General features: G+C 53.6%; 23 protein-coding genes and 1 tRNA gene. 7 read left to right on the forward strand and 17 right to left on the reverse strand.

What is annotated here, in order from left to right; all coding sequences use genetic code 11:
* Positions 1-9: 9 nt before the first annotated feature.
* The gene (gene rnc / locus Q9J32_RS02840; protein ID WP_301668326.1) at positions 10-729 is read right to left on the reverse strand and encodes a ribonuclease III; all 720 of its coding nucleotides are present in this window, start codon (positions 727-729) and stop codon (positions 10-12) included.
* 166 nt (positions 730-895) lie between these two features.
* On the opposite strand from rnc, the gene Q9J32_RS02845 reads away from it, so the two are divergent.
* From Q9J32_RS02845 to nusB, 3 genes are all read left to right on the forward strand, one after another.
* Positions 896-1,219 (forward strand): DUF2185 domain-containing protein, encoded by a 324-nt coding sequence (locus Q9J32_RS02845; protein WP_301885006.1) that lies wholly within the window; start codon positions 896-898, stop codon positions 1,217-1,219.
* A gap of 46 nt (positions 1,220-1,265) precedes the next feature.
* Positions 1,266-1,742, forward strand: coding sequence for a 6,7-dimethyl-8-ribityllumazine synthase (ribH, locus tag Q9J32_RS02850; protein ID WP_050173663.1), 477 nt, complete (start codon positions 1,266-1,268; stop codon positions 1,740-1,742).
* Positions 1,743-1,819: 77 nt separating this feature from the next.
* Complete coding sequence (nusB, locus tag Q9J32_RS02855; RefSeq protein WP_002221275.1) at positions 1,820-2,245, forward strand: transcription antitermination factor NusB; 426 nt, start codon at positions 1,820-1,822, stop codon at positions 2,243-2,245.
* Positions 2,246-2,324: 79 nt separating this feature from the next.
* Here the strand turns inward: nusB and pyrC are convergent, their stop codons facing one another.
* The 3 genes from pyrC to Q9J32_RS02870 are packed head-to-tail and all read right to left on the reverse strand — an operon-like array spanning position 2,325 to position 4,249.
* Positions 2,325-3,359 (reverse strand): dihydroorotase, encoded by a 1,035-nt coding sequence (pyrC, locus tag Q9J32_RS02860; protein WP_301885010.1) that lies wholly within the window; start codon positions 3,357-3,359, stop codon positions 2,325-2,327.
* Between the two features lie 59 nt (positions 3,360-3,418).
* Positions 3,419-4,012, reverse strand: coding sequence for an NMCC_0638 family (lipo)protein (locus tag Q9J32_RS02865; protein ID WP_439652136.1), 594 nt, complete (start codon positions 4,010-4,012; stop codon positions 3,419-3,421).
* 12 nt (positions 4,013-4,024) lie between these two features.
* Positions 4,025-4,249, reverse strand: a complete 225-nt coding sequence (locus Q9J32_RS02870; protein WP_003675596.1) for a sulfurtransferase TusA family protein — start codon at positions 4,247-4,249, stop codon at positions 4,025-4,027.
* Positions 4,250-4,356: 107 nt separating this feature from the next.
* On the opposite strand from Q9J32_RS02870, the gene Q9J32_RS02875 reads away from it, so the two are divergent.
* Positions 4,357-4,968: a CNP1-like family protein gene (locus Q9J32_RS02875; protein WP_301885015.1), complete on the forward strand. Its 612-nt coding sequence runs from the start codon at positions 4,357-4,359 to the stop codon at positions 4,966-4,968.
* A gap of 58 nt (positions 4,969-5,026) precedes the next feature.
* Here the strand turns inward: Q9J32_RS02875 and accD are convergent, their stop codons facing one another.
* The 13 genes from accD to mltG all read right to left on the reverse strand — a co-directional run bounded on the left by accD (position 5,027) and on the right by mltG (position 15,446).
* Complete coding sequence (accD, locus tag Q9J32_RS02880; protein ID WP_301885017.1) at positions 5,027-5,899, reverse strand: acetyl-CoA carboxylase, carboxyltransferase subunit beta; 873 nt, start codon at positions 5,897-5,899, stop codon at positions 5,027-5,029.
* Between the two features lie 36 nt (positions 5,900-5,935).
* A complete protein-coding gene (trpA, locus tag Q9J32_RS02885; RefSeq protein WP_107818585.1) occupies positions 5,936-6,721 on the reverse strand; it encodes a tryptophan synthase subunit alpha in 786 nt (261 codons plus the stop codon).
* Between the two features lie 395 nt (positions 6,722-7,116).
* The gene (locus Q9J32_RS02890; RefSeq protein WP_301885021.1) at positions 7,117-7,620 is read right to left on the reverse strand and encodes a c-type cytochrome; all 504 of its coding nucleotides are present in this window, start codon (positions 7,618-7,620) and stop codon (positions 7,117-7,119) included.
* A 493-nt stretch (positions 7,621-8,113) separates the two neighbouring features.
* A tRNA-Ser gene (locus Q9J32_RS02895) sits at positions 8,114-8,206 on the reverse strand.
* A 151-nt stretch (positions 8,207-8,357) separates the two neighbouring features.
* Positions 8,358-8,873: a 3-deoxy-manno-octulosonate cytidylyltransferase gene (locus tag Q9J32_RS02900; RefSeq protein ID WP_301885022.1), complete on the reverse strand. Its 516-nt coding sequence runs from the start codon at positions 8,871-8,873 to the stop codon at positions 8,358-8,360.
* Positions 8,874-8,895: 22 nt separating this feature from the next.
* Positions 8,896-9,657 (reverse strand): 3-deoxy-manno-octulosonate cytidylyltransferase, encoded by a 762-nt coding sequence (gene kdsB, locus Q9J32_RS02905; protein ID WP_301885024.1) that lies wholly within the window; start codon positions 9,655-9,657, stop codon positions 8,896-8,898.
* Positions 9,654-9,836 (reverse strand): Trm112 family protein, encoded by a 183-nt coding sequence (locus Q9J32_RS02910; RefSeq protein WP_002221286.1) that lies wholly within the window; start codon positions 9,834-9,836, stop codon positions 9,654-9,656. The genes kdsB and Q9J32_RS02910 overlap by 4 nt, the downstream gene beginning before the upstream one ends.
* Positions 9,837-10,057: 221 nt before the next feature.
* Entirely contained in the window at positions 10,058-10,639 is a 582-nt protein-coding gene (locus Q9J32_RS02915; RefSeq protein WP_301885026.1) for a DUF2059 domain-containing protein, read from the reverse strand.
* Positions 10,640-10,833: 194 nt separating this feature from the next.
* Positions 10,834-11,868, reverse strand: coding sequence for a tetraacyldisaccharide 4'-kinase (gene lpxK / locus Q9J32_RS02920; RefSeq protein ID WP_301885028.1), 1,035 nt, complete (start codon positions 11,866-11,868; stop codon positions 10,834-10,836).
* 38 nt (positions 11,869-11,906) lie between these two features.
* On the reverse strand, positions 11,907-12,251 hold the full coding sequence (locus Q9J32_RS02925; RefSeq protein ID WP_197741029.1) for a hypothetical protein: 345 nt from the start codon (positions 12,249-12,251) through the stop codon (positions 11,907-11,909).
* A gap of 16 nt (positions 12,252-12,267) precedes the next feature.
* Entirely contained in the window at positions 12,268-13,548 is a 1,281-nt protein-coding gene (locus Q9J32_RS02930; RefSeq protein ID WP_301885033.1) for a malic enzyme-like NAD(P)-binding protein, read from the reverse strand.
* Between the two features lie 221 nt (positions 13,549-13,769).
* Positions 13,770-14,390: a dTMP kinase gene (tmk, locus tag Q9J32_RS02935; protein WP_301885035.1), complete on the reverse strand. Its 621-nt coding sequence runs from the start codon at positions 14,388-14,390 to the stop codon at positions 13,770-13,772.
* A gap of 60 nt (positions 14,391-14,450) precedes the next feature.
* A complete protein-coding gene (gene mltG / locus Q9J32_RS02940; RefSeq protein ID WP_301885037.1) occupies positions 14,451-15,446 on the reverse strand; it encodes an endolytic transglycosylase MltG in 996 nt (331 codons plus the stop codon).
* A gap of 83 nt (positions 15,447-15,529) precedes the next feature.
* Between mltG and ampD the strand changes: the two genes are divergently transcribed.
* The 3 genes from ampD to ligA all read left to right on the forward strand — a co-directional run bounded on the left by ampD (position 15,530) and on the right by ligA (position 20,267).
* Positions 15,530-16,102 (forward strand): 1,6-anhydro-N-acetylmuramyl-L-alanine amidase AmpD, encoded by a 573-nt coding sequence (gene ampD, locus Q9J32_RS02945; RefSeq protein WP_301885039.1) that lies wholly within the window; start codon positions 15,530-15,532, stop codon positions 16,100-16,102.
* Between the two features lie 193 nt (positions 16,103-16,295).
* Positions 16,296-17,582, forward strand: coding sequence for a cell division protein ZipA C-terminal FtsZ-binding domain-containing protein (locus Q9J32_RS02950; RefSeq protein WP_301885041.1), 1,287 nt, complete (start codon positions 16,296-16,298; stop codon positions 17,580-17,582).
* Between the two features lie 210 nt (positions 17,583-17,792).
* Entirely contained in the window at positions 17,793-20,267 is a 2,475-nt protein-coding gene (gene ligA, locus Q9J32_RS02955) for an NAD-dependent DNA ligase LigA (protein WP_373321647.1), read from the forward strand.
* Positions 20,268-20,309: the final 42 nt, after the last annotated feature.

Below are 20,309 nucleotides of genomic sequence, written 5' to 3' on the forward strand. Positions count from 1 at the left end.
CGCGCCGCCTCATTTCTTTTTCTTCTTCAGTGGCAGCTTCTCTTCCAGCCATTTCAAAGCCTCTTTCGCCGCCTCCTGTTCCGCCGCCTTGCGGCTCGTTCCTTTGGCACGGCACACGAAACCCAGTTCGCCCAAATCGCAGGAAATGACAAACATACTGTCGTTGGCATAACCGATTTGCTCTTCGATGCGGTATTTCGGTAAGGCGAAACGGCGCGCCTGCAACGCCTCCTGCAAAGCAGTTTTGCCGTCTTTTGCCTGATTTTGGAAATCGGCACGCCGGACGCGTTCTGCAAACAGATGGCGCACCACCTTTTCCGCCGTGTTGAAATCGGCATCGAAGCTGACGGCGGCAAACATCGCCTCCATCGCGTCCGCCAGTATCGAAGGCCGTCTGAAGCCGCCGCTCTTCAACTCGCCCGCCCCCAAGTACAGGCCGTCGCCGACATTCATTTCCGCCGCCATTTCCGCCAGCACGCCCTCATTGACCAAACTCGCCCTCAACCGCGACAACTCACCCTCGGTCAACTTCGGAAACGCGTCAAACAGCATCCGCGCCACCGTATAATTCAAAATCGAATCGCCGACAAACTCAAACCGTTCGTTGTGCTTCGCATGATGGCTCCTGTGCGTCAAAGCCTGCCGCAAAAGCGAAATATCGCGGAACGCGTAGCCCAGTCTCTTCTGTATCGCCGCGTGTGCCTGCTGTTTCAAAACATCGTCTTTCATTACCGTCTTCCGCAAAAAACAGCCCGAATGCGTTTCCATACTCCAAAAATACAGAAACACCTTAAGGCTGCAAACGGCGCACATTGTACCACCAAACCGCCGCCGTCTGCCGACAACGCAAGAATCGTGGTAAAATCCGCAAGTTTTCCCCCAACGTATTCCCGCAATGAACGCATTTGCACAAGCACTTTCCTCGTCACTCGACCGCTGCATCGCCACCAACACCGTCGCCAAACAAAACCGGCCCGTCGGCTTCCTCTACCGCGAAGCCCCCGTTTTTGAAAACGACAGCGGCTGGCGTTTCTTCAGCGGCGACGAGACCGACGAATACACCGACGACCCCGACAACTTCAGCATCGTCAGCATTGCCGAAATCACCCGAACCAACCCCGGAATCGACGCCCTGCTCTCACAACCCGAAGGCAGCGCATGGGAACTTGCCGAAGACGGCACATTCCAAACCGTTGCCGACTGGCAACCTAAGGACTGACCCTTCAGACGGCATTCCGAAACCTCCGAATACCAAAGGACACCCAATGAACACCATCGCCCCCAACCTTGACGGCAAACACCTCCGCATCGGCATCGTACAGGCACGTTTCACCAACGAAATCGGCAGCGAAATGCTCAAAGTCTGCTGCCGCACCCTCCAAGAATTGGGCGTGGCAGACGAAAACATTACCGTCGCCACCGTACCCGGCGCGCTTGAAATCCCCATCGCGCTGATGAACCTTGCCTCTTCCGAAAAATTTGACGCACTGATTGCCATCGGCGTCGTCATCCGTGGCGAAACCTACCATTTCGAGCTGGTTTCCAACGAATCCGGAGCAGGGATCGGCCGCGTCGCACTCGACTACAACATCCCGATTGCCAATGCCGTCTTAACCACCGAAAACGACGCGCAGGCAATCGAACGGATTGAAGAAAAAGCCTCGGATGCCGCCAAAGTCGCCGTGGAATGCGCCAACCTCGTCAACCTGCTGCTCGAAGAACAGTTTGAAGACGAAGAATAACAAACAGGGCGTACACCGATACGCCCTTTCCGTTTCAGACGGCATACCGTGCCGCCCAACCGTTTCAAGGAAAAATTATGAAAACAGCCCGCCGCCGTTCCCGCGAGCTTGCCGTACAAGCCGTTTACCAATCCCTTATCAACCGCACCGCCGCGCCCGAAATTGCTAAAAACATCCGCGAAATGCCCGACTTTGCCAAGGCAGACGAAGAATTGTTCAACAAACTTTTCTTCGGCACGCAAACCAACGCAGCGGACTACATCCAAAAAATCCGCCCGCTGCTCGACAGGGACGAAAAAGACCTCAACCCCATCGAACGCGCCGTCCTGCTGACCGCCTGCCACGAGCTGTCCGCCATGCCCGAAACGCCCTACCCCGTCATTATCAACGAAGCCATCGAAGTTACCAAAACCTTCGGCGGTACGGACGGGCACAAATTCGTCAACGGCATCCTCGACAAACTCGCTGCCCAAATCCGCCCCGACGAGCCCAAACGCCGTTGATACTCCGGAAAATCCGAATCGGAAAATACACAAATGCCGTCTGAAAAACCTTTCAGACGGCATTTTGTTTCCAGCCCTATCAATACTGTACAGTCCAGCCGATTTCACCGCCCGCGCGCATCGGGACAAGTTCGCCGTCGCCGTAGGGAACACTTGCGGGGACGGTTTGGCTTTGTTTGATAAGGGTGATCGTGTCGGTATTTTCGGGAATGCCGTAGAACCTTGCGCCGTTTTTCGAGGCGAAGGCTTCGAGTTTGTCCAACGCGCCTGCTTTTTCAAACACTTCGGCGTAAAGCTCGACAGCGGTCATCGCGCTGAACATACCGGCGCAGCCGCAGGCGTTTTCTTTGGCGGATTTGGCGTGCGGCGCGGAATCGGTGCCGAGGAAGAATTTGTGCGCCTTCTCGCCGGTAACGGCGGCAACCAGAGCCTGACGGTGGATTTCGCGTTTGAGTACGGGCAGGCAGAAATGATGGGGGCGCACGCCGCCGACCAAGAGGTCGTTGCGGTTGAGCAGAAGGTGTTGCGGGGTAACGGTGGCGGCAACGTTGTCGCCTGCTTCCAAAACCAGGCGTGCGGCTTCGGCGGTGGTGATGTGTTCAAACACGACTTTGAGATTCGGCACTTGCGCCAAAACGGGTTTCATCACGCGCCCGATAAAGGCGGCTTCGCGGTCGAAGATGTCGATTTCGGGGTCGGTTACTTCGCCGTGAACGAGGAACAGGATGTCCTGTTTTGCCATTTCTTCCAACACGGGGATGAGCTTGAATAGGTCGGTTACGCCGGAATCGGAATTGGTCGTCGCGCCAGCGGGGTAGAGTTTGAAGGCGACGATGCCGGCGGCTTTGGCTTCGCGCACCAGCTCGGGCGTGGCTTGGTCGGTGAGATAAAGCGTCATCAGCGGCTCAAACGCGCTGCCTTCGGGCAATGCCGCCATGATGCGCGCCTTGTAGGCAAGCGCGTCGGCTACACTGACGACGGGCGGCTTGAGGTTGGGCATAATGACGGCGCGCCCCATTTGGCGGGCGGTATAAGGGGCAACGGCTTTAAGCGCGTCGCCGTCGCGCAGGTGCAGATGCATATCGTCGGGGCGGATAATGATCAGGGTTTGCATGGTTTTCCTTTGTTTTATTTGAATGTTCGGACGGCATGCCGACTTTATGCCGTCTGAAGTCAGGGGAGAATTAGGGGTTTCCCGTTGTGGGAACGATGCGTCAGGTTCAATACTGCCTGTACGGGTAAATCCGGGGAATCGGCGGTTTGTGCGGTCAATACGGTTTCTTCAGGGCTGCCCGCTTCCCGCCAGGCATAGCTGATTTGGCGGATTTCAAACGGTGTCTGTACTGCCTGTTCCGCCCTCAATTCTATATTGGCATTTTTCGGCGGCTGTCGGACAAGTCCGTCAAAATGTTCCAACAGCGCGGCACTGTCTGCCCGCTCGGCTTTCACACTGCAACTGTCTCGCGTCAGGCTCAAATAATAAATGCCGCCATCGCGTTCAAGCGTCCACAACGCCTGTACATCGGGCTCTGCAACCTCCGCCCGCATGTGTAGCGTTTCATCCTTGCCCACAAGGGTAAAACGACCGGTATCGGCAAAAGCTGAAACCGGTTCAAAACCGCCCTGCGTCGATACGCAGGCATTCCGGAACAAATCGACGGCAATGCGCGCAAAGCTTTGTCGATCCTCGTCGGAAGGTTGATTTTTGGCACTGCATGCAGCAAAAATAAAAGTTAAAAATAACACAATCGAACGGATTATCTGCATTTCAGACGGCATTTATTTGTGTTGGACGACCAGCCTGAATACGCCGTCCTGCTCCGAAGCATCCAGCAGCACATGACCGGTTTGGCGGCAAAAAGCCTCAAAATCCCCCGGTGCGCCGCCGTCGGTTGCCAGAACGGTCAACACGTCGCCCTGCTGCATTTGCGCCAAAGCCTTTTTAGCCCGCAAAATAGGCAAAGGGCATTTCAGCCCGATAACGTCCAAAGTTTCGCTGTTCATGTTCCGATACCGGTTAAAAGTTTAAATAAAGCCGAATTATACCCCACTTGCTTGCAGCCCTCCCTAGCAACCCATAAAATAAAGCCGTTTTCAATTTGGAGAAACTTATGCGCCGCACCGTCCTCCTGCTGCTCGCACTCGCCGCCGGCACATCCCTTGCTGCCGGCTTCAGCCAAAAAGACACGCCGATCAACACCCGCTACCGCGAAACGCCCGAAGAAGCCGCCGCCCGCGAATTTAAAGAACATACCGCCGAACTGCCGCCGCTGCCCGATACGCACTCGGACGGCTGGTTCGACATTTATGTGGATGAAAATTACGGCAAACAGCCGAAAATCCTGCTCGACAGCCTACAAATTATGCCCGCGCCCGACGGTAGTATCCGCTACATTCTCAATATCCGCTCCGACAAAGGCTACGACAACCTGACTGCCGAAGGCATATTCTGCGCCCGCTCATCCATCCGTTTCGGCAACGACAAACTTTCCTCCTACAAAGTATTCGGATACGGTGATACGGTCAACCGCCGTTGGATACAGCCTCGAAATACCGAATGGAAACCGATAGGCGGTGCATTAAGCCGCAACGACGCATTACGCGCCGTCCTGTATCAGGCATTCTGCGAAGACGGCATACCGACCGACACGCATAGCCTGATACAACGCCTGAAAGAACGTGCCGGACATTATGCGCCATCGATGAAACAACACTCCAAATAAACCGGATATAAAAATGCCGTCTGAAACAATTTTCAGACGGCATTCGCATTATCAGGCATCATGCGGCGGCAACTTTGTCCTGACGGAGCAACAACGTAATCAAACTGCTGATTCGCTGCTTCATCTCACGCCGGTCGACAATCTGGTCGATTGCGCCTTTCTCCAGTAAAAACTCAGCACGCTGGAAGCCTTCCGGCAAGGTTTCCCGTACAGTCTGTTCAATAACGCGCGGTCCCGCAAAACCGATTAGGGCATTGGGTTCGGCCAATACGACATCGCCCAGGAAAGCAAAGCTGGCGGATACGCCGCCCATGGTCGGATCGGTCAATACCGATATAAACGGCAGGCGTTTTTCCGTCAACAAGTGCAGCGCGGCACTGGTTTTCGTCATCTGCATCAATGAGTTCACACCCTCCTGCATACGCGCACCGCCGGAAGCCGCCACACAGACGAACGGACAATTGTCGGCAACCGCCCGACGGATACCTTGTACGAATCGTTCGCCCACAACCGAACCCATCGAACCGCCGATAAAGCGAAATTCAAACGCGGCAACGACGACGGGCAGGCCGTTCATCATCCCCTTCATCACCACAAGCGCGTCATCTTCCCCGGTCAGCTTGCGTGCCGCCCCCAAACGGTCGGGGTATTTTTTACTGTCTTTAAATTTCAAAGGATCGGTCGGTTTGACATTACCCGCAACTTCCTCCCTGCCTTCCTCATCCAAAAGCAGATTCAAACGCTGGCGCGCCGATAACGGGTTGTGGTGGTTGCATTTCGGGCAGACCTGATTGTTCTGCTGCAACTCGGTCGAATAGATGGTTGCCGAACAAGACGGGCATTTGTGCCACAAACCCTCGGGAACATTGGAAGAACCGTCTTTACCACGATTCTTGATTTTGGGTGGCAGGATCTTATCTAACCAGCTCATGGACAACTCCTAAAACATTTAGAATGCACGACAGAATCAGCGCACGGCATCCTTCAACTCTTTGACCAAAGCACCGACGGCCGCAGCCTCGTTGCCCGCATTGTTTTCAATCTCTTTCACAATCCGGCTGCCGACAATGACCGCATCGGCAACCCGGCCGATTTTGCGCGCGCTTTCGGCATTGCCGATGCCGAAACCGACACCGATGGGAATATCTATATACTGACGCAAATACTCTATTTTACGCGAAACCTCATCCGTATCCAAACTTGCCGCGCCCGTTACGCCCTTTAGCGAAACATAATAGACAAATCCGCCTGCCAGCTCGGCAATGGTTTTAATACGGTCTTCCGTCGTCGTCGGCGCAATCAGGAAAATACAGTCGACCCCGTTGCCTTTCAGCTCGCGATATAAAGAATCGATGGTTTCAATGGGAGAATCCACCGTCAATACGCCGTCCACACCCGCTTCTGCCGCTTCTCGGGCAAATTCCCGATAACCCATTTTATGCACGGGGTTCAAATATCCCATCAAAACAACCGGCGTTTGCGTGTCGGTTTCACGAAACTTTCCAACGACATCCAAGACATCGCGCAGCGAAACCCCGTTTGCCAACGCCCGCTCCGCCGCACGCTGAATAGTCGGCCCGTCTGCCATCGGGTCGGAAAAAGGCACACCCAACTCTAAAATATCCGCACCATTTGCAACCATACTGTGCATTATTGCCAAAGTTGTCCGAATATCAGGATCGCCCACCGTAATATAGGGAATCAATGCCTTCTTATTACCCAATGCGGCAAAAGTCTGTTGGATTCTACTCATTTCTCTTACACTCCCAATACCGGCGAGGCTCCGGCAAACAATCGATAAATCTTTTTAAGTATAACACCTGACGCGCAGATAGGCGAATAGGCATGGCACTTCGATTGTGCAACATATCGCCGTAACCTTTTCACCGGAAACGGGCCGTTTTCCAACTGACGGTTTTTATGAACCGATACCAAACAAACCATCAAGACAATCAACAAAAGGGGACAGGTATTGAGCTGATTGACCCGCCGTAAAAAGTCTTGAATGGGTAACCGGCATATAGACTGCCGCACCCTTAAATAACTCAGTTTGGAATAAAAAAACCGGATTCCATATATTGCATGGAATCCGGTTTCATCAAATATCCGGACAGGCTTGATTACACTATCGTGAATATTATAAACAATTCAGAATGTTGCACCGGACTGATTGGCCATGTAATCGACTGCGGCCTTCACTTCATCATCACTCAAACCGGCATTGCCGCCCTTGGCAGGCATCGCATTAAAACCTTCGATTGCATGTTTGTGTAAGGTTTCCTTGCCTTTTGCGATACGTGGTGCCCAATCGTCTTTTTTACCCACTGCAGGTGCCCCGGGAATGGTGCCGCCATGACACATTTTACAGCTGGCTTCAAATACTTTCTGACCATCGACAGCAACGGAAGTTTCTGCTTTTGCTTCCGGTTTAGCTTCCGCCGCAGGTGCCTCCACCTTCTCCTCAGGTTTGGCTTCGGCTGAAGCCGCTTCTGCAGACGGAGTAGCCTCCTGTGCGGCCGTCTGAACCGAAGATGCCTCGGTCTGAACTTCAGAAGCAACGGCTGGAGCCGCCTCTTGCGCCTCTTGTTTGCTTTCTTGCGAACAAGCTGCCAAACCTGCCGCCATCATTAAAGTAATCAGTAGTTTGTTCATATTGTGTCTTTCTTGAGTTTTATCTTTAGATTGCCGCTTTATCCAAACGGTTGGGGAATTCTAACATATGATTCCAATAATCTAGTTCTTTATAATTAGAGTTTTTAGCATAAGTCATATTTTGTGCAAAAAATATGGCTGATAACCATAATCAAACACTTTCACAAATATATCTCATTGTTTTATAATTAAAATTCATATATCTAAATACCTTAAACGAAGTTATCCCATCTGAAAATTTATCAAGCCCGTCTTTCAACTTTGCATTTTTAACCCAATCCGCCGTATTAGGAATAATAACTTTAGTCATTATGGTAAGTTGCCATTCAAAATTACCACACATTATCATAATGACTTATTGATAAAAGTTTTTACAGGCTTACATTTATGGCGTAAATTACACAAAACAAAATGAATATAATTCAATGATTCTTAATGTATGCTCAGTTTTTACGCAAAAAATAACGCCCCGTTTCGGGGCGTTTGTATTCTATGGCGGAGTAAGAGGGATTCGAACCCTCGATGCAGGTTAACCCCACATGCTTCCTTAGCAGGGAAGTGCCTTCAGCCTCTCAGCCATTACTCCTAAGGAAAGCAGAATTGTAATTAACTTTGTTGATACCGTCAAGAAGAAACAGGAAGCATAAATATCAGCATCTTGAAATTAAATGATATTTACTTCATTAATGCTAGCAATCGGCGTTTCTCAAAACAAAATATCCTTATCAATCAAATCCTCATAAAAAATGCTTTTGGGCATCTTGCTTAGCTTCCTGAAACCACACATCTTCAGGAAAACGTGCAAGTGCCGCATCCAACGTTGTCAACAAATTCTGAGACAATACTTTGGCCAGGTATTCTTCTTCGTTGGCTTCGGCAGCCTTGCCCTCCTGTTGGGACAAACCTTCAAAACGTGTTTTGTGTCCGTGTGCCAAATAGTTGAGGGCGGTAATTTTTTGCGCCCAAAGCTGCGGTATGTCGGGATTGTCCTCAATCATCACCGATAGGATGGATACGGCGGTCGCCAGCCTGCCGCCGTTCATTCTAAGGTCGAGGGAACGGTTGGGCGGCAGGGTGCTGAGTGTTTCTGCCATTCTGAACCAAAACTCACCGCTGGCTTCGTCGGGTGCATTCAATTTGAGCATTTCATAGTGAACCTCCTGATCATCGTTTTGCACGAGACCCCATACTTCGGCAAGGATTTTCTGTTCTTCACGACTCAAGTGTTGCCATTGTCTGGCTTGCTGCTGCATATTGTTTTCCTTTGCGAATGTGTTATGCCGTCTGAAATACGGCGCGGACCCTGTCCAAATCTTCCTGCGTGTCCACACCGGCGGCGGGGGCTTCTTTGGCGGTTTCGACGGCAATCGGGTAGCCGTGCCACAGGACGCGCAGTTGTTCCAGCGATTCGATGGTTTCCAGCGGCGAGACGCTCATTTCGGCATAGCGTTGCAGGAAGCCGGCGCGGTAGGCGTAGATGCCGATATGGCGCAGGACGGCGGTTTCAGACGGCATTTCGCGTTTTTCGGCACGCATCGCATCGCGCGGATAAGGAATCGGGGCGCGGCTGAAGTAGATGGCGTTGCGGTTTTTGTCGAGGACGACTTTGACGGCGTTGGGATTCATCAATTCGTCGAAATCGTGCAATTCGTGCGCGGCGGTCGCCATTTGGACGTTGTTTTCCACCAAGACTTCGGCGGTACGGTCGATGAGTTCGGGGGCAATCAGCGGCTCGTCGCCCTGTACGTTGACAACGACCAGATGTTGCGGCAGCTTCAGCGCGGCGGCGGCTTCGGCAAGGCGGGTCGTGCCGCTTTCGTGCCGGTTTGAAGTCATGACGACTTCCACGCCGTACGCCTGACAGGCCATCTGAATATCGGGATGATCGGTGGCAACGACGACGCGCGCGGCTTTGCTTTTTGCCGCCTGTTCGGCAACGCGTACGACCATCGGTTTGCCGTGGATGTCCGCCAAGGCTTTTCCGGGCAGGCGCGATGAATCCAGCCGCGCCGGAATCAATACGACAAATTCGGTCATGCTTTGAGTTCCTCTTCGCTCAACGCTCGCGCTTCGTTTTCCAGCATATAGGGAATGCCGTCTTTAATCGGATAAGCCAGCTTCGCCTGACGGCTCCACAATTCCTGTTTGTCCTGATGATATTCCAGCCTGCCTTTGGTAACGGGGCAGACGAGGATGTCTAAGAATTTTTTTTCCATAGGGTCTCTTTCGAGTTTATAGTGGATTAACAAAAATCAGGACAAGGCGACGAAGCCGCAGACAGTACAGATAGTACGGAACCGATTCACTTGGTGCTTCAGCACCTTAGAGAATCGTTCTCTTTGAGCTAAGGCGAGGCAACGCCGTACTGGTTTTTGTTAATCCACTATAATGGTTTAATCAATCGGATGCCCTCTGCAATATTTCAGGCGGCTATTATTTATTTCTGATGCCTTTTCCCAACCTGTCCAGCCTGCTTGCAGCCCGCATCGGGATTTTTACCGCCGCAGATGATGCGTCGCAACTCTTCCGTAAACTCGGGCAGATGATGTCGCGCGATTTTCCCTGACAATGCAGTCCAAGATACCGCTATTTCACTCATCGACTTCTTGATTAAGCGCGGATTTTTGGCAACGACGGACTGACCGACAGGCGAACCGTAAAAGGCAATCATGCCGTCAATTTCTTCTTGCGTGTATATCTCACGGGCATTCTTCAATAAAGTATTGCGGACAGCCTGTTTCACCTCAGGCGTGATCAAATCTTTCAAAACATTCTCACGATAGCGGTTAAAGGCTTTTGCCGCCTGATCTTTTTTCTCTTCCGGCATTTCGGCAAGGGCTTTGTCCGCATATGGTTTAAATCCGGCATTAAAGCCCTCAATCATATTTTTTTCTATATCCCGGTCAAAATTCTGCGTATCCAGCCAACGCTCCAACGACGCGTCGCTGGGCGAGGCGGCAAATGTGCCGGCGCACAATGCCAGCGCGGCGAAGGGCAATAACAAGGTTTTCAGCTTCATATCCGCTCCTTTGGCGAATGATTAATACAGATAAAAAATACAACCGGCTTCCGTCATTCCTGCTCAGGTGGAAATCCAGGGATTTGGGATTTCTGAAGCCTCCTAGTCATTCCTGAAAATTCGAGACTTAGATTCCCGCCTGCGCGGGAATGACGGCGTGAGGCGTTTTTAATAATTTCGCCCAAACCGTGCTTTCAGACGGCCTTTAGCACTCCTTCCAGACGCTCAAACACAAACGCCGCCAAATCAGGTTCGATTATCGCACAAACCGGCAGCACCCAAACATTATCGGCGCAAATGCCGTCTGAAAACTTGACCGCATCCTTTTCCGTAATAATTACCGCGTCCGCATCGGGCAAATCTGCCGCCGAAATATCAGCGTGGTCGGGCAGCGCGACGGTTTGCTTCAAGGTAATGCCCATATTCCGCAACGAATCGAAAAACCGCGCCGGCTTGGCGATACCGGCGACTGCCGCGACGGTTTGATTTCCCAAACCCGCCAAATCCAATTCTTCGGACAGCCGGTTCAAACGGTAAATTTGTCCCGTTTCGATGCGGCTGTGAAACATATTTTCAGACGGCGCAAACGACGCGTCCGCCTCGCCGCCGCTGACGACGACCGCATCCACCGAATCCAGCCGCGACAAAGGTTCGCGCAAACTGCCGTTGGGTAGCAGATCCAAATCCTGCCTTGCTGTGTCGGCAGACGGAAACACGGCAATTTCGACATCGCGTTGCAGGGCGTAATGCTGCAAACCGTCGTCCGCCACAATCAGTCCGATGTCGGGATGCGCCGACAGCAACGCCCTGCCCGCTTCCGCTCGGCTGCCGCCCACCGCCGTCGGCGCACCGGTTTTGCGGAACAGCAGCAAAGGCTCATCGCCCGCATCTTCCGCTCGGCTCTCAGCATTCAATACATGAACCGCCTTGCTCTTGCGCCCGTAGCCCCGGCTGATGATGCCGACCTTGACGCCCTTTTCCTGCAAACCCGACACCAGCGCGGCAACAATCGGCGTTTTCCCCGTCCCACCCGCGTGAATATTGCCGACCACGACCACAGGCACGGGCAGCTTTTCGCTTTGCCGTTTTCCCGATAAAAAATCCGCACGCCGTTTCGCCGCAATTTTGGCAAACAGCCCGGAGAGCGGCTTGAGCAGAAAAGACAAAACCGGATAAGGTTTTTGCCAATGCCGTTCGATAAGGGTATGAAATTTGAAACAATTCGGCATATTCGATACAAATCTTCGAAGCAGAATCAGCCGGTGCATTAATAATGCGTACCCGATGCAGACCCACCTATAAGCAATATGAAAATCAAACCGATAAGCGAACCAATCAGGTAAATAAGCAACAGCGCTTTACAGAAATTGGCACGGTTCGGGTTGCCTCTGCCGAATGCCCAAACAAAAAGCATAATGATGTTGACCAAAGGAATCATGAAAACAATCATCGTCAACACCCATTGTCCTGTCGTCATGACGGGGGCGTTGTCGTTTTGGATTTCAGGCGTGTTGTTGATGTTGTAACGGACGGATTCCATATTTTTCCTTTTTGGGACAGGTTTCAAATCGTCGGACAACAAAATACCGCCTGAAAACAGTTCAGACGGCATTTTTACACTCAGCGTATTACAGCTTCCATTCGCCCAGCTTGGCGGCGTAGGCTTCCAAGTCTGCAATCGGACGGGTTGCCACGCCGCTTTCCATCGCTGCTTTGGCGGCAGCCGCAGCGACGCGCGGCAGCAAGCGGGAGTCGAACGGGGTCGGAATCAGGTATTCCGCGCCGAATTCGAATTTCTTACCGTAAGCAGCAACCACTTCTTCGGTTACTTCTTCCATCGCCAAATCTGCCAAAGCATACACGCAAGCGCGTTTCATTTCTTCGTTGATGGTGGTCGCGCCGACATCCAACGCGCCGCGGAAGATGAACGGGAAGCACAATACGTTGTTGACTTGGTTCGGGAAGTCGGATCGGCCGGTGCCGATAACCACGTCCGAACGGGTTTCTTTTGCCAGCGGCGGCAGGATTTCCGGATTCGGGTTGGCCATGGCGAACACGATGGGTTTTTCGTTCATCGTGTTCAACATTTCAGGTGTCAGCAGATTCGCACCGGAGAGGCCCAAGAAGATGTCTTTGCCTTTGACGGCATCGGCAAGCACGCGTTGACCGTTGTCTTCAACGGCGTAGAACTGTTTGGACTCATCCATGCGGTCTTTGTCTTCGCGGGTTTGGTAAATCACGCCTTTGGAGTCGCAAACGGTTACGTTTTCGCGTTTCAAGCCCAAATCCAGCAGTTGGTTCAGGCAGGCAATCGCGGCCGCACCTGCGCCGGAACACACCAAAGTCGCTTCTTCGATTTTACGGCCGGTAAAACGCAGGGCGTTCAATACGGCGGCGGCAGTAATGATGGCGGTACCGTGCTGGTCGTCGTGGAATACGGGGATTTTGCAGCGTTTGCGTAATTCGCGTTCGATGTAGAAACACTCGGGCGCTTTGATGTCTTCGAGGTTGATGCCGCCGAAAGTCGGCTCTAAAGCGGCGATGATGTCCACCAGTTTTTGCGGGTCTTTTTCATCGATTTCGATGTCGAACACATCCACACCGGCGAATTTTTTGAACAATACGCCTTTGCCTTCCATCACGGGTTTGCCCGCCAGCGCGCCGATGTCGCCCAAGCCCAAAACGGCCGTACCGTTGGAAATGACGGCGACCAAGTTGCCTTTGGCGGTGTATTTGTAGGCATTTTGCGGATCGGCATGGATTTCCATACAGGGGGCGGCTACGCCCGGAGAGTACGCCAACGCCAAATCTTTGTCGGTCGCCAGAGATTTGGTCGGGGTAACGGAAATTTTGCCCGGAACGGGTAATTCGTGGAACTTGAGGGCGGCTTCTTTCAATGAGTTTTCCATGTGTCAATCCTGTTGCGAGAAAAAGATTTGAATCGGACTGTCCGAAACACTTTCGAGACATCGGGTTACGGGCGGTTCGTTAATATTGCCGACGCATCCTGCCTTGTAACTGAGCGTAATTCTATCATGCCGAAAGTTTGGCGCATACCGCCATTTTTACCTGCGGCACTGCCGTTTGATTTTCGGCGCGGGCGGATGCGCTTGTTTCAATATTTGCCACATCAACAGCCGAAATGTCTGTCCAACATTTTTTCTATGCTGTTTCTGACTTCTTCCACGCTGCGGTTGCCGTCAATAACGGCGTACCGTTCGGGACAGGCGGCGGCACGGTTCAGATAAACGCTGCGCACACGCATAAAGAAATCCGCCTGCTCCTGCTCGAAACGGTCTTTCTCGCGCGTCTGTCCGATACGCGCCATCGACACTTCCAGCGGCACATCCAACAGCAGGGTCAAATCGGGGCGCAAACCGCCCTGCACCCAATGTTCCAAAATTTCAATGTCTTCAGACGGCATCCCCCGCCCGCCGCCCTGATAGGCGAAGGTCGCATCGGTAAAACGGTCGGACACGACATGGATGCCGTCTGAAAGCGCGGGCAATATCACGTCTTCAATATGCTGCATTCTAGCGGCGAACATCATCAGTGTTTCCGCACGCAAACCGGCCTTGGTCGCCGGATTGAGCAAAATCTCGCGCAACGCCTCGCCCAGCACCGTGCCGCCCGGTTCGCGCGTGAACAGCACGGGCAGCCCCCTCCGTTCAAACCATGCCTTGATGATGGCAAGGTTGGTGGATTTGCCGGCACCGTCTATGCCGTCCAAAGTGATGAATTGCGGTTTCATGCTTGCAGTTCCGGTAAGGGTATGCCGTCTGAAACAAATTCAGCGTTCAGACGGCATGGTTTATTTTTTCAAAATATATTTGCGGACGGCGGCGTTGTGTTCGGTCAAATCATGGCTGAACTGGCTCAAGCCCGTGCCGTCCATTTTGGACACGAAATACAGGTATTTTTCGCCGGACGGATGGGCGGCGGCATCGAGTGCCGCCTTGCCGGGCAGCGCGATCGGGGTCGGCGGCAGACCGCCGCGCGTGTAGGTGTTGTACGGCGTGTCGCGGCGCAGGTCGGCTTTACGGATTTTGCCCTTGTATGCCGCACCCATGCCGTAAATCACGGACGGGTCGGTTTGCAGGCGCATACCGATTTTCAGGCGGTTGACGAAGACGGAAGCGACATGGTCGCGGTCGGCTTCATGCCCTGTTTCCTTTTCGATCAGGCTCGCCATAATCAGCATTTCATAAGGGTTTTTATAAGGCAGCCCGTCCTGCCTGCCTGCCCATGCCTCGTTCAGACGGCGTTGCATCGCCTTGTAGGCGGTTTGGTAAATCTGCAAATCGCTGCCGCCCGCATCGATTTCGTAGCTGTCGGGGAAAAACTGCCCTTCGGGATTGCCGCTGAAGGCATCGGGCGCAACTTCCGCCATCAGTTTTTCATTGCTCCAGCCTTTGGTGTCGTGTTCGATGTCGGGCGTTGCGTCGATGACTTTCCTCATATGCGAAAAACGCGAACCTTCGATAATCTGCACGGTAACGGAATCCGGCCTGCCGCCGCGCATTTTCTGCAAGATATCCCAAGCAGACACTTCCGAAGGCAATCTGTACGTCCCCGTATGCAGCCTGTTGTGCACACCCAAAACGTAGGCCGCCGCCGTCAAAACATGCCTGCTGAACACGATGCGGTCTTCGGCAAGTTTCCTGCCGACCGACGAAATACCCTGATTTTTGGCAATCTTGATTCGGTATGCCCTGCCGTTATCCTTAGGAACAAAAAGCAGCGCGGCGAAAACGGCTGCCGACACGGTCAAAAAAACGGCAGACCATTTCAACAATTTTCTCAACATGGTAGGATTCCCAGCATTCGGAATACGTCTTAAAATTCGGGCGACAGTATAACCCAAATTACCCGCCGGACAGGAAGAACATCATGGACAATCACGCCGAAGCACACTGGCAAAACGGCTGGCTTCAAAGCATACGCCATACCCCGTCGCCCAATTTCAGCCCGAGGGAAACGGGGGAAACGGTTTCCTTAATCGTGCTGCACAACATTTCGCTGCCGCCGTTCGAATACGGCACGGATGCGGTGGAAAAGCTGTTTGCCAACCGGCTCGACCCCGACGGGCATCCGTTCTTCAGCCTGATACACACTTTGCGCGTATCCAGCCATTTCTTAATCAAACGCGGCGGCGAAACGGTGCAGTTCGTATCATGCAGCGACATGGCGTACCACGCGGGCGTATCCTCGTTTCGTGGACGGGAAAAATGCAACGCGTTTTCCATCGGCGTCGAATTGGAAGGCTGCGATTTCGAGCCGTTTGCCGAAGCGCAATACCGTTCGCTCGAAGCCTTGTTGGACGCAATCTGCCGCCGCTACCCCATCACGGCGGTAACGGGACACCAAGACATCGCACCCGGCCGCAAAACCGACCCCGGCCATTTTTTCGACTGGCGGCGGATACGTGAGAAAGGGTTTCCCGTGGACAGAAATGCCGTCTGAAAACCACAGATTTCAGACGGCATTTCGGAAAATTTCCGCTTATTTCGACACACTGCTGTCAGACCCTGCAATTTTCGTTATAATTCAAACGTTATAACCGGTCGTTCCGTCAGACTGCCGGAAACGCAAGCCCGATTTAACCGCAGTACCCGCACTTTGCGTATCCTGCATCTCGAAATTTAAAGTGATTGCCATGATTTACATCGTACTGTTTCTAGCCGTCGTCCTCGCCGTTGTCGCCTACAATATGTATCAGGAAAACCAATACCGCAAAAAAGTGCGCGACCAGTTCGGACACTCCGACAAAGATGCCCTGCTCAACAGCAAAACCAGCCATGTCCGCGACGGCAAACCGTCCGGCGGACCGGTCATGATGCCGAAACCCCAACCGGCGGTCAAAAAAACGGCAAAACCCCAAGACCCCGCCATGCGCAACCTGCAAGAACAGGATGCCGTCTACATCGCCAAGCAGAAACAGGCAAAAGCCTCCCCGTTCAAAACCGAAATCGAAACCGTCTTGGAAGAAAGCGGCATTATCGACAACTCCGCCCACACCGCTTCCGAACCCCAAACCGGACATTCCGCACCAAAACCTGCCGACGCGCCGACAAAACCCGTTCCTGTCCCGCAAACGCCGGCAAAACCGCTGATTACGCTCAAAGAGCTGTCGAAGGTCGAGCTGCCCTGGTTTGACGTGCGCTTCGATTTCATTTCCTATATCGCGCTGACCGAAGCCAAAGAACTGCACGCACTGCCGCGCCTTTCCAACCGCTGCCGCTACCAGATTGTCGGCTGCACCATGGACGACCATTTCCAGATTGCCGAACCCATCCCGGGCATCCGCTATCAGGCATTTATCGTGGGTATTCAGGCAGTCAGCCGCAACGGACTTGCCTCGCAGGAAGAACTCTCCGCATTCAACCGCCAGGTGGACGCATTCGCACAAAGCATGGGTGGTCAGACGCTGCACACCGACCTTGCCGCCTTTATCGAAGTGGCTTCCGCACTGGACGCATTCTGCGCGCGCGTCGACCAGACCATCGCCATCCATTTGGTTTCCCCGACCAGCATCAGCGGCGTAGAACTGCGTTCCGCCGTAACGGGCGTGGGTTTCGTTTTGGAAGACGACGGCGCGTTCCACTATACCGACACGTCGGGTTCGACCATGTTCTCCATCTGCACGCTCAACAACGAGCCGTTTACCAATGCCCTTTTGGACAACCAGTCCTACAAAGGCTTCAGTATGCTGCTCGACATCCCGCACTCTCCGGCAGGCGAAAAAACTTTTGACGACCTCTTTATGGATTTGGCGGTACGCCTGTCCGGCCAGTTGAACCTGAATCTGGTCAACGACAAAATGGAAGAAGTTTCGACCCAATGGCTCAAAGACGTACGCACTTATGTATTGGCGCGTCAGTCCGAGATGCTCAAAGTCGGTATCGAACCGGGCGGCAAAACCGCCCTGCGCCTGTTCTCCTAAAATCGAATGCAATCAAAGCGGATATGTCGTTACGGCATATCCGCTTTTTTTCGGGTAAAATTCAGCTGTTTTCAACCTATCATTTTTCAGACGACCTTTGCCCGTTTCATCCCGTATCAGACAAAGGTCGTCTGAAAACCTTCTCTCATGAATCCAAACTCAAAACATAACACTAACCTTACCAATCTTCTTAAACCGTCTGATAGTGATATAAAACAATTTGCCGCACAACACATCTGCCGCCTCACCGACCTCCTCAACCGCTACGCCTACGAATACTACACCCTCGATGCGCCCAGCGTACCCGATGCCGAATACGACCGCCTGTTCCGTGAACTCGAAGCCCTCGAGCTGAACCATCCCGAGCTCAAGCTGCCCGACAGCCCGACTCAGCGTGTCGGCGGCGAGCCTTTGGCGGGATTTGCCGAAGTACGCCACGAAGTGCCGATGCTGTCGCTGACCAACGCTTTTTCCCCGCAAGATGAAAACGGCGTGTTCGACCATGCCGAAATGTACGCCTTCGACCAACGCGTGCGCGACGGCTTGGACGGCGGCAATCCCGAATACGTTATCGAACCCAAATTCGACGGCCTCGCCATCAGCCTGCTCTACCGCGACGGCGTATTGGTGCAGGCGGCAACGCGCGGCGACGGTACGACGGGCGAAGACGTTACCCAAAACGTCAAAACCGTCGCCAATATCCCCCTGCGGCTACACGGCGAAAACGCGCCCGAACTCATCGAAGTGCGCGGCGAAGTGCTGATGCTCAAAGCCGACTTTGCCGCGCTCAATAAACGTCAAGCCGAAAACGGGCAAAAATCCTTTGCCAATCCGCGCAACGCCGCTGCCGGCAGCCTGCGCCAACTCGATTCGCGCATCACCGCGCAACGCAAACTGCACTTTTTCCCCTACTCGATTGCCCGCCAGCAAGGCGGTTTCGTCGCGGAAGAGCATATCCAAGAACTCGCCTATTTCCGAGAACTCGGCTTCAGCCTACCCGACGGCAATTTCGGCTGTTTCAAAAATATCGGCGAAGTATTGGCATTTTACGAACAAATGCAGCAAAAACGCCCTGAGCTGCCCTATGAAATCGACGGCATGGTCGTCAAAGTCAACAGCTTGGCGCAACAGCGCGAACTCGGCTTCATCTCCCGTGCGCCGCGCTGGGCGATTGCCCACAAATTCCCCGCCGAAGAAGCCCTGACCGTCGTCGAAGCCATAGACGTACAAATCGGGCGCACCGGCGCGGTTACCCCCGTCGCCCGCCTGCAACCCGTATTCGTCGGCGGCGTAACCGTCACCAACGCCACTCTGCACAATCAGGACGAAGTATCGCGTAAAGACGTGCGCATCGGCGATACCGTCGTCGTGCGCCGCGCCGGAGACGTGATTCCCGAAGTTGTACGCGTGATTTTCGAACGCCGCCCGATGCAGGAAACCGCCGTTGCCGTTTCAGACGGCATCAAATACCAACAAGACGACCTGTTTGCCGAAGCACCGGCTGCAAACCAAACCCAATCCGTTCCGCTCCACAAGCCCTACCGCCTGCCGACCCATTGCCCCATCTGCCGCAGCGAAATCGAACGCGAAGAAGGCGAAGCCGTCGCTCGATGCAGCGGCGGCATGCTTTGTCAGGCACAACGCGCACAAGGCTTAATCCACTTCGCCTCGCGCAAAGCCATGGACATCGACGGACTCGGTCAAAAACAAATCGAGCAACTTGTCGCCCAAGACCTCGTCCGCCATTTTGCCGACCTCTACCGCCTCGACATCCCGACCTTGCAAAAAATGAAGGAAACGGCGGATAAAGGGTCGTCTGAAAACGAAGACGGCGACACAGAAACGGTTTCAGGCGACCTGTCTGAATCCAATACCCCAAACGGCAAAAAACAGCCGACCAAGTGGGCGGAAAACATCCTCGCAGGCATAGAAGCCAGCAAAACGCCCGAACTCGCCCGCTTCCTGTTCGCGCTCGGCATCCGCCACGTCGGCGAACGCACCGCCAAAACACTGGCGCAGGCATTCGGTTCGCTGGAACACGTCCGCCGCGCGCCCGAACCCATCCTCGCCTGCCTGCCCGACATCGGCACCGTCGTGGCGCGTTCCATCGCCCACTTCTTTGCCCAAGCCGAACAGCAGGCGATGATAGACGAACTGCTCGCCGCAGGCGTTGCCCCGCAAACCCAAGCCGTCAGCCTGCCTGCCGCACAATATGCCGAACCGCAACGCTGGATCGCCCGCCTGCCCAGTTTCAAAATCAGCGAAAACAAAGCCCAAGCCTTATGGGAACTCGCCGGCAAAAACATAGAAGGCCTGCAAAACGACAAAGCCCTCCCTGCCGACTGGCAGGCGTGGCGCAGCGAACCACAAAACGCCGCCCTGCTCGAAAACCTGAAAACCTTCTTCGCGCAAATGCCGTCTGAAGACGAAGCGGCGCAAGGTTCAGACGGCATCAATAAAGCCGTGGCGAGCAAAACCTTTGTGTTAACCGGCACCCTGCCCACGCTCAAACGCGACCAAGCCCAAGCATTAATCGAAGCCGCAGGCGGCAAAGTTTCCGGCAGCGTGTCCAAAAAAACCGATTACGTCGTCGCCGGAGAAGCCGCGGGCAGCAAGCTGGAAAAAGCCAATGCCTTGGGCGTTTCCGTCCTCAGCGAAGCCGACCTGCTTACCCTGCTCGGCTGAACCTATGCCGTCTGAACCGCCTTCAGACGGCATTGTCCACTT

It is taken from the genome of Neisseria uirgultaei, assembly GCF_962719845.1.
In the GTDB taxonomy this organism is placed as follows: Bacteria; Pseudomonadota; Gammaproteobacteria; order Burkholderiales; family Neisseriaceae; genus Neisseria; species Neisseria bergeri.

Excerpts from the sequence above, each read along its gene's own strand:
- rnc (WP_301668326.1), bottom strand. The coding sequence starts at position 729 with ATGAAAGACGATGTTTTGAAACAGCAGGCACACGCGGCGATACAGAAG.
- Q9J32_RS02845 (WP_301885006.1), top strand. The coding sequence starts at position 896 with ATGAACGCATTTGCACAAGCACTTTCCTCGTCACTCGACCGCTGCATC.
- ribH (WP_050173663.1), top strand. The coding sequence starts at position 1,266 with ATGAACACCATCGCCCCCAACCTTGACGGCAAACACCTCCGCATCGGC.
- nusB (WP_002221275.1), top strand. The coding sequence starts at position 1,820 with ATGAAAACAGCCCGCCGCCGTTCCCGCGAGCTTGCCGTACAAGCCGTT.
- pyrC (WP_301885010.1), bottom strand. The coding sequence starts at position 3,359 with ATGCAAACCCTGATCATTATCCGCCCCGACGATATGCATCTGCACCTG.
- Q9J32_RS02865 (WP_439652136.1), bottom strand. The coding sequence starts at position 4,012 with ATGCAGATAATCCGTTCGATTGTGTTATTTTTAACTTTTATTTTTGCT.
- Q9J32_RS02870 (WP_003675596.1), bottom strand. The coding sequence starts at position 4,249 with ATGAACAGCGAAACTTTGGACGTTATCGGGCTGAAATGCCCTTTGCCT.
- Q9J32_RS02875 (WP_301885015.1), top strand. The coding sequence starts at position 4,357 with ATGCGCCGCACCGTCCTCCTGCTGCTCGCACTCGCCGCCGGCACATCC.
- accD (WP_301885017.1), bottom strand. The coding sequence starts at position 5,899 with ATGAGCTGGTTAGATAAGATCCTGCCACCCAAAATCAAGAATCGTGGT.
- trpA (WP_107818585.1), bottom strand. The coding sequence starts at position 6,721 with ATGAGTAGAATCCAACAGACTTTTGCCGCATTGGGTAATAAGAAGGCA.
- Q9J32_RS02890 (WP_301885021.1), bottom strand. The coding sequence starts at position 7,620 with ATGAACAAACTACTGATTACTTTAATGATGGCGGCAGGTTTGGCAGCT.
- Q9J32_RS02900 (WP_301885022.1), bottom strand. The coding sequence starts at position 8,873 with ATGCAGCAGCAAGCCAGACAATGGCAACACTTGAGTCGTGAAGAACAG.
- kdsB (WP_301885024.1), bottom strand. The coding sequence starts at position 9,657 with ATGACCGAATTTGTCGTATTGATTCCGGCGCGGCTGGATTCATCGCGC.
- Q9J32_RS02910 (WP_002221286.1), bottom strand. The coding sequence starts at position 9,836 with ATGGAAAAAAAATTCTTAGACATCCTCGTCTGCCCCGTTACCAAAGGC.
- Q9J32_RS02915 (WP_301885026.1), bottom strand. The coding sequence starts at position 10,639 with ATGAAGCTGAAAACCTTGTTATTGCCCTTCGCCGCGCTGGCATTGTGC.
- lpxK (WP_301885028.1), bottom strand. The coding sequence starts at position 11,868 with ATGCCGAATTGTTTCAAATTTCATACCCTTATCGAACGGCATTGGCAA.
- Q9J32_RS02925 (WP_197741029.1), bottom strand. The coding sequence starts at position 12,251 with ATGCCGTCTGAACTGTTTTCAGGCGGTATTTTGTTGTCCGACGATTTG.
- Q9J32_RS02930 (WP_301885033.1), bottom strand. The coding sequence starts at position 13,548 with ATGGAAAACTCATTGAAAGAAGCCGCCCTCAAGTTCCACGAATTACCC.
- tmk (WP_301885035.1), bottom strand. The coding sequence starts at position 14,390 with ATGAAACCGCAATTCATCACTTTGGACGGCATAGACGGTGCCGGCAAA.
- mltG (WP_301885037.1), bottom strand. The coding sequence starts at position 15,446 with ATGTTGAGAAAATTGTTGAAATGGTCTGCCGTTTTTTTGACCGTGTCG.
- ampD (WP_301885039.1), top strand. The coding sequence starts at position 15,530 with ATGGACAATCACGCCGAAGCACACTGGCAAAACGGCTGGCTTCAAAGC.
- Q9J32_RS02950 (WP_301885041.1), top strand. The coding sequence starts at position 16,296 with ATGATTTACATCGTACTGTTTCTAGCCGTCGTCCTCGCCGTTGTCGCC.